This window comes from Psychrobacter sp. CX90 (assembly GCF_057396305.2).
In genome coordinates this window covers 1,385,768-1,400,657 of sequence record NZ_CM182008.1, presented here as the reverse complement: position 1 = coordinate 1,400,657, position 14,890 = coordinate 1,385,768, and the positions used below count along the sequence as shown (strand labels likewise).

Here is a 14,890-nt window from a genome sequence, read left to right as displayed (position 1 = left end):
TATTAAAATTCAACTAGCATTTAATTAGCAAGGACATGATAATGAAAGATACTATCGATCATAATGACCCAGCAAAAAATATGAACCCAAAAGTGGGTAATGGCGGCGAACCTCAATTTCAAGCAGGAAATGATGCGCCAAATCTTACCACTCAACAAGGTGTGGTCATTTCAGATAATCAAAATTCACTAAAAGCAGGACCTCGTGGTCCTTCTTTATTAGAAGATTTTGTATTACGAGAAAAAATTAATCATTTTGACCATGAACGTATTCCTGAGCGTATTGTTCATGCGCGTGGTACTGGTGCCCATGGTTATTTTGAATTAACTGAGTCTTTAGAAGAATATACTACTGCAAAAATATTGACTGAAACAGGTAAGCAAACCCCTTTATTTACCCGTTTTTCAACAGTAGCGGGTAATAAAGGCTCAAAAGATACGCCGCGTGATGTTCGTGGTTTCGCTGTTAAGATCTATACTGAAGAAGGTAACTGGGATATTGTTGGTAACAACATGCCCGTTTTCTTTATTCAAGATGCCATTAAATTCCCAGACTTAATTCATGCGGTAAAACCTGAGCCTGATCGGGGTTTCCCACAAGCAGCATCAGCACATGATACTTTTTGGGACTTTGTATCGCTAAGCCCAGAAACATTACATAACGTCATGTGGCTAATGAGTGATCGTGCTATTCCGCGTAGCTTACGCATGATGGAAGGTTTCGGTATTCATACTTACCGCCTACTTAATAAAGAAGGTAAAAGTACATTTGTACGGTTCCATTGGAAGCCAGTCCTAGGTGTGCAGTCACTGACATGGGATGAAGCCGTTAAGATTTCAGGCGCTGATCCTGATTATAATCGCCGTGATTTATTTGAATCGATCGAAATGGGTGATTATCCTGAATGGGAGTTTGGTGTCCAGTTATTTACCGAAGAAGAAGCCAATGAATTCCCATTTGACCATTTAGATGCAACTAAGCTTATTCCTGAGGAATTAGTACCGGTTAAGACGGTTGGTAAAATGGTATTAAACCGTTATCCTGACAACTTCTTTGCTGAAACTGAGCAAGTGGCATTCTGTCCATCGCATATCCCACCAGGTATTGATTTTAGTAATGATCCACTATTGCAAGGTCGTTTATTTAGCTATTTAGACACTCAGTTATCTCGTCTTGGTTCACCCAACTTTGCTCAAATTCCTATTAATGCGCCTAAATGTCCGTTTGCCAATATGCAGCAAGATGGTCATATGCAAATGCAGGTACCAAAAGGCCGCGTTATGTATGAACCACAGAGCTTAGATCCAAGTAAGCCTCGTGCTAACTTTGATGAAGGTTTCAAGTCATTTGCTGAACAGTTAGATGATGGGGTTAAAGGTCGTGTCCGTGCTGAAAGCTTTGCCGATCACTATAGCCAGCCACGTATGTTCTACCGTAGCCAAACGCCTGCAGAGCAAGCGCATATAGCTTCAGCTTTTGCTTTTGAATTAGGTAAAGTGGATACTGCTCATGTGCGTACTCGTACATTAGGCCATTTGATTAATATCGATAAAGATTTAGCAAATCGTGTGGCGAATGCTCTAGGCATGGAGCTACCTGAAGCACCAGAGCCAAGAGCGCCAATTATTGATATGCCAAATTCTCCCGCCGTTCAAACCATTGGTCTTAGCCCTAAAACTTTAAAAGGCCGTCAAGTCGGTATTTTAATTGGGGAAGGTTCGAGCCGTGAGACGGTAGAGAAGTTTGAGAATGCCGTTAAGGCGGCGGGTGGTAGTGTTAAAATTGTAGCGCCTAGCAAAGAGGCATTACTTGATGATGGTACTCGTGTCCAAAGCGATGAACGTATCGCTGGTGCGCCATCAGTTCTATTTGATGCGGTAGTTAGTATCATAATGCCTGATGTGGCTAAGAAGCTTGCTCAAGACAGTTCAACCTTAGATTGGTTTAACGATGCATTTAACCATTGCAAGGCAATTGCATATTGCCCAGCGACTGAAGAGTTTATCTTAAGTAAACTTCCTGTTGAAAAGGATGAATTTGTAACGCCTTTAGATGAGTTAGATGCATTTATTGAAAATGCCAAAACTCGTTTATGGGAACGTGAGCCAAAGGTTCGTGACTTGGCTTAATTTGTAAATTTGTTATTACTAATTTTGGATGTCTGATTAATTAAGATTTGTTTGTTTAATTGTTCCGGCATCCTAAATTCAAATACTATAGCTTTTTCTTAACTGTTTATTGTTTAGCTTAAAAGGTCATACTAAATGTATTTTAGTATGACCTTTTTTAATCTTTATGCTAATTGAAACTTTTACCAATCTTGACTCACTATATTTAATTGATGTCGGTATCTTTTAAGCTCAGAGCCTCTTTAATGCGATTTAACATGGCTAAGGTGTCTGGATTTAGATTATCTTCGCCGTCGCCAATGACATAGAGAACTAGTTTAAGGGCTTCAATACGCTTTGGCTGGGTTTTTAGTAGTGTTTTGAGTGCTGAAATAGATTGATCTTCAGCAAATCGTACAATAAGCGTCTGGTTTTGTATTTTATTAGATATCTCAGAACTTAACAAATCCTTAAAAGGGTCTTGTTCAGTGAGTACTTCTGTTAAGCGCAGCAATTGGTTGCGATCTATATTATTATCGGCCACAATATTACATAAAATAAGTAGGCGGATAACTGCTTCGATGTAGCCACCTTCAGCAACTTTACTAAGTACTTCCTCCACTTTTGGTAAGTCTCTCAAGGCGTTTTTATCTATTAATCGGCGTGACCCTTCTTTATTGCCATATTCACGCATCCAAGGCATTGACCATACGCCATAAAACATACTTTCGGTCATCATGCCTTGCATTTTACCCCAATAGTCTAAGCTCATGCTAAGACTGTCCATAAACAGTTTCTCAACCTGCAAGAAAAGGTTATCTTGCTCGATGGGCTCGACGGCTGGAAGTTTGACATTGCCATAATTTGCAAAAGAGTTGGTTCCTTCCTGCGATTCTTGTTCAGATGCTGAATGAGTTTGAGTTGAATGAGGTTGAGTTGGGTTAGTATCGCAAGAATGATCAGCTATTTGGTCAGCATTATTCGTATGTGAAGCACTGTTATTTGGATCTATATTGGATACGACTTTACTCAATGAACTGGCTGCCATCGCTAGTGGGTTTTTGCTGGTCCAGATGCTTCTTTGCAGTCTCAATGGATGCATGGCACGTAGAATTTGGGCAGAGGTTTCATTGCTCATGCCTTGTATGAGTGGGCGCAACGTCTGCTCATAGAGTCGTGTTTGCGCTTTTGAGGAGCGGTGAACAGCTCGAAAGATCTTTTCATCAGTACGACATTTACCAATTGCCTTATTTAAATCATCGAAGGTACGGCGAGCTAAATCAACGGAGAATGTTTTTTCAGCACCTTCGCCTTCAATATTTTCAATTTCCATTTCATAGAGACCAGGCGGCAATACTTCGATGGTATCCATAATTGACGCAATACCTTTGTGCTCACGTTTGGCAATTTTTGAGCTGACAAATATGCCTAAATGACCCACTTGGTCATGAATCATATAGATGATACGTTGACCGCAGACTTCAATCTCTTTTTCATCTGTATAGGCATCTAAAATCCAAGCCAAAGCTTGTGGGGGCGGGGTAATATCATCTCCATAAGAGGCAAAGACGAGAATAGGGGCTTTCACATTACGCAGGTCAATATTGACGCCGTTTTCAAGCTGACCTGTATTACGCGCAAGACGATTGCCGATAAAGATATTTTCAACGATCCAGCGTATTTCAGCTTCATTCATTAAGAAGAAGCCGCCCCACCAACGTTCAAAATCTAGGAAGCGTTGACGATTTCCCATTGGATTTTTATATAAATCATAATATTTACCAATATAATTTCTATACGGGTTCATTTGTTCGAAGTTATTAACTAGCCAAGCACCGTCAAATAAACCATTGGACATATCGGCACTCATCATAGACAGCCAAGTACCGCCATTAACCCCTGCTTTATAGCGCATGGGGTTGACACCTACCTCGCCACTCCACGCCGCGACAGGCGCACCATTCATGACTATTGGACCTGTGATATCACTATTAGTGGCGGCTAATATAAGGGCAGCCCATCCGCCTTGACAGTTCCCAACAATGACGGGAGCCCCTGCATCAGGGTGTCTTTTTTCAACCTCTCGGACAAATCTTGCTTCTGCATAAGTAACATCGGCAATGGTTTGTGATGGCTCAGGAAGGCGCTTAAAGGCAACAAAATAGACAGGACGACCATTTTTTAGGGCAACACCAACTTGGCTTTCTGGTTTAAAGCCTCCGATACCAGCCCCATGACCTGCCCTCGGGTCAATGATGATATAGGGGCGATTACGGTCATCAATTTCAATCCCTTCAGGTGGTTTAATCTTTAGCAAGACATAATTACTTGGACGATCAAAGGTACTGGCATCCATTATGATGTCATAATCATAGTCTAAAACGGGTGGACAACCGGCACGTTCATGCTCAATAAATATATCGCCACGCTCTTTTAGTACCTCTGCGGTTTGTAGAAGGCGTTTGCTACTATCCGTACTATAACTTAGCCATTGTTGCCATAAGCTATAGGCAGTATCGATTTTAGCTAAACTCTTCTTAATGTTGTCAGCATCTTGATTTAGTGTCTTAATATTATTTTGAATCTGTTCATGATTTTGCTGTTGATGACTTGATGTTACCTCAAGTAAAAGCTCTGTGCTTTCCGTTTTATAGCGGTTTTGACGGGTATACTCTTCAAGTAGGCTTTGAGTTTTGTGAAAGCGATTGTTTGTCATGTCTTGCAGGTTTGGTAACGAGCCTGTTGAGGTACGATGCGGGTTATTTTTATTTAGCCAAATCTCGGCTTTGTCCGGATTTTCGATATTTTTTTTTATAGTTTGAGTCATGTGGTGCTCCAGATGTATTTACGGGTTATTATTTTTGAACTATTTTGATCAACTATGATAGTGCCTCGTCTGCTCTGATCTTGACATAGTTACCCGGAGCATAACAAAGCACTTGCCATTTATTGCCTTGGTAGTCTTGGCCTGGCTCTCTTTTATCGACGTTACCTGCACTATATTTTTTAATCCAGTCTCCCCAATGCAGCCACCAGCTATTATGATGCTTTTCGGTTTTTTCAAACCACTCATCTGGGTTTGCGTCAAATTCATCATGCGTATAAAAACCGTATTTACCGGTTGGGGGATTGATGATACCGGCGACATGTCCAGACTCGCCAAGTACAAAAGTAACATCGCCACCAAATACCTGTGTGGACTCGTAGCTGCTTTTCCATTTGACAATATGGTCTTGAAGGGTAGCAACCACATAGATAGGGGTCGTTACTTTTGACAAATCAACCTTGACACCGTCAAAGTCTAGCTGACCTTTCTGGATTAATTTATTTTCAAGATATAGCTCACGCAGTATAAAGCTATGTAGTGCAGCGGTAACATTGGTACAGTCAGAGTTCCAATATAATAGGTCAAACGGAGTAGGGCGCTCGCCTTTTAGATAGTTTTGAATGTAATAGTTCCAATACAGACTATTTTCTCGCAATAGACTAAACGCAACCCCCATCATGCGTCCATCAAACACCCCTTTACTTTTGCCTTCTTGCTCAAGTGCGCTGACAATGCGCTCATCAATAAAGACGCCAAGATCACCAGGATCACTAAAATCAAACATCGTTGTCCAAAAGGTAGCACTGGCAATACGATCTGCTTGATTTTTTTCTGTCAGCCAAGATAAGGTTAGCGTAAGCAATATGCCGCCAATGCAGTAGCCGATAATATTTGCATCGGGTTCGCCAGTTATTTCTTTTACGACGTCTAAGGCTGTGAGTAAGCCTTCATGCATATATGTGTCCATACCGACGTCTTTATACGACTTATTTGGATTAATCCATGAGAGAATAAATACACTATGACCTTGATCTAACGCCCAGCGGATGTATGAGTTTTTCTCTTTTAAATCCATGATATAAAATTTGTTTATCCACGGCGGCACGATTACTAAAGGACGTTTATTTACCTTGTCAGTGGTAGGACTGTATTGTATTAATTCCATCATACGGTTACGAAATACCACTTTACCGGGAGTCGTTGCTATATTTTTACCAATCTCAAAGGCGCTGCCATCGGTCATTCGAATATTGAGCATGTGCGCGCTCTTTTCCATATCTTCTGCGAGTTGCTTTAACCCATCTATTAGATTTTTACCGCCAGTTTCTTTAGTGAGCCTTAGTATTTCTGGATTACTCCATAAGAAATTACTGGGTGCAATCGCATTGAGCCATTGACGGGTAAAAAAGCACAAACGTTGCTTGGTTTTATCATCGATACCTTCAGCACTATCAATGGTATGCATCATGCTGTTGACGGTTAATAGATAACTTTGTTTCAGATAATCGAATAGAGGGTTATTGGACCAGTCCTCATCTGTAAAGCGTTTGTCTCCTTTCTCAGGGGTAATAATCGGCTGTGTTTTAGTACCGGCTATGTTCATTAAAGTGTTTTGATACAGTTTAATTTGATCTTGCCAAAGGTTGGTTTGCTGCTCAAGAAGGGAAATAGGGCTTTTGTCTAAGAGTGTAGAAGAAAAATGTTGCCATTCATCCAACACATCAAAAAATATGGATTGGGTGGTATCACTTTTATTATTTAATCGCTTTAGGGTTTCGTTTAAAAATCGTTGACTTAATTCATTTAAACTTTCAATCACGTCATCTAAAAATTGATTGGCGTCTTGGTGATTTGAAGGCTTGGTAGTTGAATAGCTAGATTTGTCAGAGCTGTCAGAGTTATCAGAGTTGTGAGCGTTTTCAGATTTAGCACCGGTAGGCGTTAAAAATTGGCTAAAAAAGTCAATCGACTCTCGCCAAATCTTCATATTGGTTTCAACAGGGTTGATAGATTTTTTGGGGTCTAAAAAAAGCGATTGGTTAAGCTCACTGAAATGGTTCAACTGTTTTAGGTAATAATGACTAAAGTCATTTAACCCAAATGGGTCAGTTGAGTTATGTTTGTTGCTTGACTGCTCGTCGTATTGTTTGCCTGACTGTTTATGATTATCGGATTGATTGGTTTGGCGATCGGTAGTCATATCCTGCTGATTATCGGATTGATTGTTAGACATGTTGACACCCATGTTTCAAATGATTTGCACAAAGTTCAAACGAATGAGTTCGTTCTGACAATTTATTAAAGGTCATTAATAAATCTTTAATAGACCCTTTAACGTTAAAAAATAAGGTGGGAGAACTGACGCCATCCCACCCTACCTACGTTTCTAAAACACTGCAACTACTAAACAGCTTTAAACTGTATCAAGGTTATGCCTTTGGTTTAGTCGCAGCAGCTTTAGTGGTTGAGGTTTGAGTAGATGCTGCAGCTGAGGTTGGTTTAGTTGTACTGGCATCCGTCTTATCTGTACTGGCAGTATTAGCGGTAGTGCTATTGGCAGTTTCAGCCGCTTTCTTAACGGCGTCCGTTGCTTGCTCAGTGGCTTTTTCGGCCATCTTACTCATATTTTCAGTAAATTCTTTAGCTGTTTTCGCCGCTTGGTCTGCCGTTTTTTGCATATTGGCCTGCATTTTCTCATTGGTATCACCATATACTTCAGTCATAACTTGTACGACTTCTTCTTGCATAGATTTGCCAAGTTCAGTAAGACGCTGTGCATCAGCAAGCATTTGTTGACTGATACCATTTAGCATTTCTGCTTGTTTATTACTAAATTCTTTCGCAGACTCAGGAGAGTCAATTTCTGCAACTTGACGTAAGTTATCTAAGCCTATTTCCGAGTAAGAACGCATGGTATTAAGTGAGAATTCTGTCATCTGTTCTGCATTTTTCAAAAAAGCTTTATTGAGCTTAGTCCAAGGCTCAAACATTTTTTGAGCATTGTCGTTTAATTGATTGATATAGTCTTGCTGATTAGAAAATGACATCTTATTTCTCCATTTGTTAATTTAAACGTACACTAGACGAACACAAGTATTGTTATAAGACCATTAAAATTTAAGACATATATTGACCACCATTGACTGATATGGTTTCTCCAGTGACAAATATGGCATCTTCACTGATTAAATACATACATGCGGCAGCAATTTCTTTAGCACTAGCCAGCCGATTCATTGGAATAGTTTCTTTGATTTTATCCATGATATGTTCTGGTACACTTTCTACCATGGGCGTCACAGTGTAGCCAGGAGCAACAACATTTGCAGTAATGGATGAGGTAGCCCCTTCATATGCAAGAGCTTTAGTGAATCCAATAATTCCTGCCTTGGCGGCTGAATAGTTTGTTTGACCATACTGACCTCTGAGGCCATTTATCGAACTGATATTAACGATCCGCCCTGTTTTTTGTTCTAACATTTTTAAGAAAACAGGATGTATAACCGTATATAAAGACGTCAAATTAGTATCAATGACTTGCTTCCACTGTTCAAAAGTCATCTTTTTGAAGCTACTATCACGGGTAATACCGGCTCCATTTATGAGAGCATATACACTCTCGTACTTATCAATCGTTTGTTGAATGGCTGAAATAGCCTTTTCGTGCTCACTTAAATCGACAGGCAAAAATTCGAAATTTTTTGGATCAAAACCATTGTCATCACACCATTTTTTTATACGCTCGGGATCGTCCTTGCTTAAGGTAGCGATAATGAAATAGTTTCTGGCGATTAGTTTTTCGCAAATAGCAGTGCCAATACCACCTAACGCACCTGTGACCATGGCAACCTTCTTATCTACAGCATTAGAGTTTATTTGTGACCCTGTATCTGACATAGAGACCTCTATTTAAGAACATACATATGAATAGAAGGGTAACTAAGTGTAAATGATTTATAGAAGGCGTATATTTGCCAATTATCATCAGTGAGTGACGTTGAAAATGTCAGGTTTAACTTAGGCAACGTTTAAACTTTAATGAACAATATGACTCTTTTTAAAATCACTTTCTTTAAATAAGTTAGCTATAGGCTATGGATTAAAACCTTACTTTAAACTTGATTACCCTATAAAATAAAAAATCGCTTTACACGTATATTTTATCCCTTGAATATGACAGTACGAACAAAAGTTTACAAACGCATAGCGACTTTTGTATAGATTTTGTTAAGCAACTGGTTTTATTACAATTTAAGTTTTTTAATAGGTTTGGTCTTTTTTTTGGAAAAATTAAAATTCAATCGTTTATCTCTAAGTCATTCATTTTAAACAGAGTAAGATGAGATCTGATAATTAATTCATGAACCAACCATGACTGGCGACAATAGATTGGCCAGTAAAAACATTTGTCGGGAATGCTGCTAAAAATAGGGCAAGCTGAGCAATATCATCAACCGTAGTAAACTCTTTATCGACTGTGTTTTTTAGCATAATGTCATTTACCACTTGCTCCTCTGTAATATTCTTTTCAGCGGCTTGCTCGGGAATTTGCTTTTCTACTAAGGGTGTTTTTACAAATCCTGGACAGATCACATGTGATCGAACATTATGATCAGCTCCTTCTTTAGCGACGACACGGCATAGGCCAAGTAAACCGTGTTTGGCAGTTACATAGGGTGCTTTAAACACAGATGCTTCATGGGAATGAACAGATCCCATATAAATAACAGTACCTCCTTTATCATTCTTGTACATATGCTGTAGACAAGCTTTGGTCGTTAAGAAAGCACCATCTAGATGAATAGCCAGCATTTTTTTCCAGCTATCAAATGGCATTTCATCAACCCGGTTAATAATCTGAATACCAGCATTAGATACTAGGATATCTACACCGCCAAACTCATCAACCAATTTTTGAACACCCTCATTTACTGCTTTTTCACTGGTTACATCCATTTCAATTGCCAGAGCCTTTCCGCCGAAACTCTCAATATCGTCCACCGCTTTTTGTGCGGCATCTAAATTTATATCTGCAATACCGACAGTAGCGCCAGCTTTAGCATAAGTCGTGGCAATGTTATTACCAATGCCGCTAGCTGCGCCTGTTACTAAAGCAACTTTACCCGTTAGGTCTTGTTTTATCGCTTGATTATTACTATGTTCAGTCATTGATTGCTCCTTGTAATTATTTATAAAAGGGGTCTGTCACATCTATTAGGATAGAGTCAGGTATACCATATATGAGTAGATAATTGGATTAATTTATAAAGTGATAAATAGGGTTTACTTTTTAAATAGTAGCACTACTAGATGACGGTTTTATGGTAGAAAAATGCTAATTAAAGATAATATAAGCGGTAGGATGCTAAATGATGAATGATAATAATAAGCAATAATGATAAGCAATAACTATCGTAATATCTGACTAGGCTGATTTGCAATAAAAACCGTACTATGGGAATAACCCTCATTCCTTAATCCATTGAAATAATCCATACGTTCAGCTAAATCTTTATTGTTTATACCGATGAATCTAAAGGTAATATTAGCTTTCATATAAGAAGGTTAAGTGTTGATATCAAGGTAATGTCGATATGGATCATATACGACTTTATTTATGACAACCAAGTTTTACGACATAAGTCTATCTCATAGCAACCATCTATCTAGTTGGGTATTATTTATCCAAACTACCCAAATGACTACCCGTTTTATTCCTCATTATTACCCTTGGGTGTAGTTCACTATCCCGTAAATCTTGTTATATTCGAATGGTCTTTAATTTATATATCAGTATTTATTGAGTTAAATATTGACAGCTTAGATATTTATATATCTTTGCTATTTAGGGATGCAACTGGTTGGGAATACGGATTTAATCAACCAAATATAACGACAATCATCAAGGGAGTGAAACGATAATGCTCGTAAATATTGATAACGGGGGTACGCTCACAGATATCTGTGTAGTTGGCGAAGGTAAGGTGTTTTATAGCAAAACACCAATTGCTGTACGCTGCAAAGTGAGCTCAAAATTATATTATTAGAATGACAAAGATAACAACCAGTCTTATATCTTAAAAATGCTATCTCATAATGGTGACTTAAACTTATTTTTATCACTGTGATTTAATAAAGAGCACTCTGAATTGATAGATAAAGCTTGCTCAGGAGATTGACCACCTAAAATACTAGTAACGTTTCTTTTTATAGCGTTATCGAAAGATTGATTAGTGGGTACTTGAGATTTCTTTTTAGACATTAGTGCGCATTATAAGCTTTAAAGTATAGAACTATACTACGTAAAGTATCTGACCTATTCAAAACACCTTACTTTAAATTATTTTTCTCTAAATTGACTAAAAAGTTCGCAAAGCCCTCTGTTGCTCGAGCTTGCAATCGACTGCTAGTAATGACACGGACTTGATTGCTCCAAATAATATTATAGCCGTCAGCCTCAAACCTTTTAACCAAATCCACATCCTCATGACAAGGTAGGGGTGCAAAGCCGCCAACTGCCAGATAGGCCTCACTGCAAAAGCTCAGATTCGCGCCGTGAATATGGCGATGACCCATACAGTCTTGGTAATGAGCAATGTAGTCTTTCTTCGTTTGAGCAGATAAGTGTGCCCAGTTATCTATACTGACTACGCCGCAAATCATATCAGCATTATGGCGAGTAATATGGTTAATTTGTTGCATTAACCAGTCTGAAGGCACTACGGAGTCGGCATCTGTGCAGGCCAGCCATGAGGCACCTTTTAAGATAGCATGGCGAATGCCTAAGTCTCGTACTTGCCCCAGATTGCGATATTCACAGCAGATATAATCAACACCGGCGCTCTTGACTAAGGCCATGGTGTCATCGGTACAGCTATCAAGTACCATAAGCGGGTAGGCGTCAATAGTCGTGGGTAATTGCTCAATGGCGGTCTGCACCGATGCTAAGCAATCGCTAATGGTCTGCTCCTCATTGTGCGCAGGGATGACAATACCAATTTTTATAGTGGGTTTTATAGAGACTGGCTTAGCGCTTTCAAACTTATCCATAATTGGCTCATAATTTAATAACAGTCATACTTTTCGTATAAGTCTAAATAGTTATAACAAGTCATACTAAGTTCTCTTGCATAGCGACTGAACGTTTAGTGTTCAGCCAAACGTCTAATAAAAAATCGCGTTCGATTATTTGAGTCTGATGGGTAAAATTCACGGAGTTGGTTTTAGTGCGCAGCTGGTCTAAAGAAAGAGCCTCTGCTTCTTTTTGCTCGGCTTGCTTATCGACGTTCGACTTATCGTTATTCGAATTGAACGCCTGCTGTAAGCGTTTATGGACTTTGTCGCCATTCATCTCAAAACCCTTAATATTATATCGCCAATGACAACACAGCAAGGTGCCACCCTTGGCTAGATGTTGCTCGATCCAAGCGATAATCCTATCAATTTGTCTTGGTGGTAAATAGTATAAAATTTCACTAATCACAATTAAATCAAGGGGTGGGGTACTGGCGAGTGAAGAGTCTGAAATAGGATGAGTCTCTAAAAGAAACGCTTCTAAGTTGAATAATATACTAGGAATAACCCCCTGTATTACCTTAACATGGGGCAACTTTGTTAAGCGTTGTTTGGCAAGTTGCACTGCATGTTTATTACCATCTAAACTTAACAAAGCCTGACAACGTTGGGCAAGTAATTCACTAAACACGCCATTACCACAACCTAACTCAATGGCATTGGCGTATTGAGCTTGAGGCAATACGGCTAAGCAAATATCACGTTTGCGTTTTTCATACCACCGTGTCTGATACTGCCAAGGGTCAGCATTGTCGTTATATAATGCATCAAAATACGTTTCTGAATAAGTCGTAGATTGCTCGTTAGTTTGACTAACAGATTGATTGTCTGTTTGTTCGTAATCAATACAGTCCTCCCAGTTACTTTTAGAACCCTCTGTATTATCGGTAATATTTAGTGTTTGTGAAGAGGTAGGCGACTCAAGAGAATCATTAGACTTATTACACTTAGGTGTTTGATTCATATAAATAGACTTCCCAAGGCTGGCTAATTCTAGCGATAGTAGTTGCAGATAAGATAGGCGGATTACCCGTACTCTCATCAACGGTAATTTGGCTTTCAAAGCAATTAATTGCTTGGGTTTTACGTTGTAATTGTTCCGAAGTTAAATCAATTCTGACGGCATTGTGCCAAGGGACACGATTATCGTCAGGCTTTGCCCAATGCCACGCCCAAATCAAAACTTGATAGCAAGCTAAATGCTGCTGTTTAGCATAGGCGGCGACTACCTGTCCTGTTGCCTCATGATCAGGATGACCGTCATGAATAAAGGGGGTCACTAAAATATCATTAGGCTTAATAAATTCCGCTATTTTTTTATTAAACTCAGCTTGTTGTTCAAAGACCTTACCATCTGTTAAATCTAGGGCAACTGTTATGACTTGATGCGTCACACCCAATACTTCTATAGCTTCAAGACTCTCTTGCGGGCGGATAATATCAAGTCTTTCTGGTGGATAAATTTTTGAATCAGGATGACTTTGCGTACCATTGGTTACATGAATAAGTACAATAGGGTTGCCATTGTTAGCCAACTGCTGGAGTAACCCACCACAGCCCAAGATCTCATCATCAGGATGGGGTGCAAACACGCAAACACGTTGCTGGGCTGGAAAGCTTATTGCACTCTCTAATCGAGGTAAGTCATGCAGTCCTTGCCAATTTTTCCAAGCGTCCTGACTGGTACCATCGCCTTCTATAATCCTATCGCCAACTATCGGATGGTTATGGTTTAGTTGAGGCGTTTGGGCAGGATCAATAAGTGTTGAATCTTTGCCATGACTATTTGTACTCTCGTTTTCCACATCCACATCCACATCCACATTAGAGATTATAGTTGCCATATATTTTCCTGATTATCCTTTAATTGGCTGGCTAGATCACAAGAAAGTTCGCCAATTTTTTGTAAATCAAATGCTCCATGACTTTGACGAATAAACACGGGTAAATCCGCTGATAATCTAGCGAAATGGGCATTGTGACAAAAGGGTGCTGCGCCTAATGCCTGCCCGACAGTGTCTAAAACTTGTCGAGCCAGTTGTTCAACGTTTGCCCTTAATTGGCGAATGGCAAGTTCATGGCTTAGATTGGGTTGGCTATCTATTAAGGTAGCAACATGATGAAAAAACGGTTGAGTCACTGCCAATGCCGTACTTATTTCGCCTAAATACATGGCTTTATAATCATTTGGTTTTTGCTCATAAGCTTTCATAAGATACTCTGCTAAGCGAGCAGTAGCACCGTACCAGCAAGCTGCCACTCCTGCGGCTCCATGCCAAAATCCCACACGGTCAAGATAAGCATTTGCCGCACCAACCTTAGTTGCTGTAACTTGAGTGAAATTAATAGTGGCAGTATGCGTGGCTTGCATACCTACCGCCTGCCATTTGGTATTGTCAATCTCAATACCATCTTGTTGCATATCCACGATAACCAGTTGTGAATGCCTTTGCTCATCACGATATGTCATTAGCCCATAATCAACAATATTTGCTCCCGAACACCACGCTTTTTTACCATTGACTATGCCCTGTTGATAGTCCAAAGGATAACCCTCCGCTGCCCAAACCGCCCATAGTCCTTGCTCGGGTATGTCAAAGCCAATTTCGTGCAAGATACTGAGGGCATCCAAGTGTGATTCAAACCACTTGGCGATGGTTAAATCGATACCCGCAACGTAAGCCAGAATTTGCCAACGAATGAACGTTGGTAAATTTTTATTATTACCTGCGTTACCACTGGCAGGGTGAGGGATTTTATCGGCATAAGAAATTAGGGTGTCTAAAATATGATGACGCAACTTATCCGTCATTGGATAAGAGCTCAAGTCTTGCACATTCTCAGGTATCATATCTTTTAGTGAATCTTTGATATCTTGTAA

Annotated in this window: 10 protein-coding genes; 1 reads left to right on the top strand and 9 read right to left on the bottom strand. The window is 39.6% G+C overall.

Annotated elements, in window-relative coordinates:
* Nucleotides 1-41: 41 nt before the first annotated feature.
* Nucleotides 42-2,129, top strand: coding sequence for a catalase (locus AC2SLN_RS05500; protein WP_486548553.1), 2,088 nt, complete (start codon nucleotides 42-44; stop codon nucleotides 2,127-2,129).
* 205 nt (nucleotides 2,130-2,334) lie between these two features.
* On the opposite strand, the gene AC2SLN_RS05495 is transcribed toward AC2SLN_RS05500, so the two are convergent.
* From AC2SLN_RS05495 to AC2SLN_RS05455, 9 genes are all read right to left on the bottom strand, one after another.
* Nucleotides 2,335-4,935: a DUF3141 domain-containing protein gene (locus AC2SLN_RS05495; RefSeq protein WP_486548552.1), complete on the bottom strand. Its 2,601-nt coding sequence runs from the start codon at nucleotides 4,933-4,935 to the stop codon at nucleotides 2,335-2,337.
* Nucleotides 4,936-4,987: 52 nt separating this feature from the next.
* Nucleotides 4,988-7,168, bottom strand: a complete 2,181-nt coding sequence (gene phaC / locus AC2SLN_RS05490) for a class I poly(R)-hydroxyalkanoic acid synthase (protein WP_486548551.1) — start codon at nucleotides 7,166-7,168, stop codon at nucleotides 4,988-4,990.
* Between the two features lie 196 nt (nucleotides 7,169-7,364).
* Nucleotides 7,365-7,982, bottom strand: a complete 618-nt coding sequence (locus AC2SLN_RS05485; protein ID WP_486548550.1) for a phasin family protein — start codon at nucleotides 7,980-7,982, stop codon at nucleotides 7,365-7,367.
* A 70-nt stretch (nucleotides 7,983-8,052) separates the two neighbouring features.
* On the bottom strand, nucleotides 8,053-8,832 hold the full coding sequence (gene phbB / locus AC2SLN_RS05480) for an acetoacetyl-CoA reductase (RefSeq protein WP_486548549.1): 780 nt from the start codon (nucleotides 8,830-8,832) through the stop codon (nucleotides 8,053-8,055).
* A gap of 456 nt (nucleotides 8,833-9,288) precedes the next feature.
* Complete coding sequence (locus AC2SLN_RS05475; RefSeq protein ID WP_486548548.1) at nucleotides 9,289-10,104, bottom strand: 3-hydroxybutyrate dehydrogenase; 816 nt, start codon at nucleotides 10,102-10,104, stop codon at nucleotides 9,289-9,291.
* Between the two features lie 1,161 nt (nucleotides 10,105-11,265).
* Nucleotides 11,266-11,940: a glycosyltransferase family 2 protein gene (locus AC2SLN_RS05470; RefSeq protein ID WP_486548580.1), complete on the bottom strand. Its 675-nt coding sequence runs from the start codon at nucleotides 11,938-11,940 to the stop codon at nucleotides 11,266-11,268.
* A 106-nt stretch (nucleotides 11,941-12,046) separates the two neighbouring features.
* Nucleotides 12,047-12,973, bottom strand: a complete 927-nt coding sequence (locus AC2SLN_RS05465) for a class I SAM-dependent DNA methyltransferase (RefSeq protein ID WP_486548547.1) — start codon at nucleotides 12,971-12,973, stop codon at nucleotides 12,047-12,049.
* Nucleotides 12,957-13,853, bottom strand: coding sequence for a PIG-L deacetylase family protein (locus tag AC2SLN_RS05460; RefSeq protein WP_486548546.1), 897 nt, complete (start codon nucleotides 13,851-13,853; stop codon nucleotides 12,957-12,959). Before AC2SLN_RS05460 ends, AC2SLN_RS05465 begins: the two co-directional genes overlap by 17 nt.
* Nucleotides 13,841-14,860, bottom strand: coding sequence for an acyl-CoA dehydrogenase family protein (locus AC2SLN_RS05455; RefSeq protein ID WP_486548579.1), 1,020 nt, complete (start codon nucleotides 14,858-14,860; stop codon nucleotides 13,841-13,843). The genes AC2SLN_RS05460 and AC2SLN_RS05455 overlap by 13 nt, the downstream gene beginning before the upstream one ends.
* Between the last annotated feature and the right edge of the window lie 30 nt (nucleotides 14,861-14,890).

Bases quoted from the DNA above. Each gene is read 5' to 3' on its own strand.
- AC2SLN_RS05500 (WP_486548553.1), top strand. From the start codon at position 42: ATGAAAGATACTATCGATCATAATGACCCAGCAAAAAATATGAACCCA.
- AC2SLN_RS05495 (WP_486548552.1), bottom strand. From the start codon at position 4,935: ATGACTCAAACTATAAAAAAAAATATCGAAAATCCGGACAAAGCCGAG.
- phaC (WP_486548551.1), bottom strand. From the start codon at position 7,168: ATGTCTAACAATCAATCCGATAATCAGCAGGATATGACTACCGATCGC.
- AC2SLN_RS05485 (WP_486548550.1), bottom strand. From the start codon at position 7,982: ATGTCATTTTCTAATCAGCAAGACTATATCAATCAATTAAACGACAAT.
- phbB (WP_486548549.1), bottom strand. From the start codon at position 8,832: ATGTCAGATACAGGGTCACAAATAAACTCTAATGCTGTAGATAAGAAG.
- AC2SLN_RS05475 (WP_486548548.1), bottom strand. From the start codon at position 10,104: ATGACTGAACATAGTAATAATCAAGCGATAAAACAAGACCTAACGGGT.
- AC2SLN_RS05465 (WP_486548547.1), bottom strand. From the start codon at position 12,973: ATGAATCAAACACCTAAGTGTAATAAGTCTAATGATTCTCTTGAGTCG.
- AC2SLN_RS05460 (WP_486548546.1), bottom strand. From the start codon at position 13,853: ATGGCAACTATAATCTCTAATGTGGATGTGGATGTGGATGTGGAAAAC.
- AC2SLN_RS05455 (WP_486548579.1), bottom strand. From the start codon at position 14,860: ATGATACCTGAGAATGTGCAAGACTTGAGCTCTTATCCAATGACGGAT.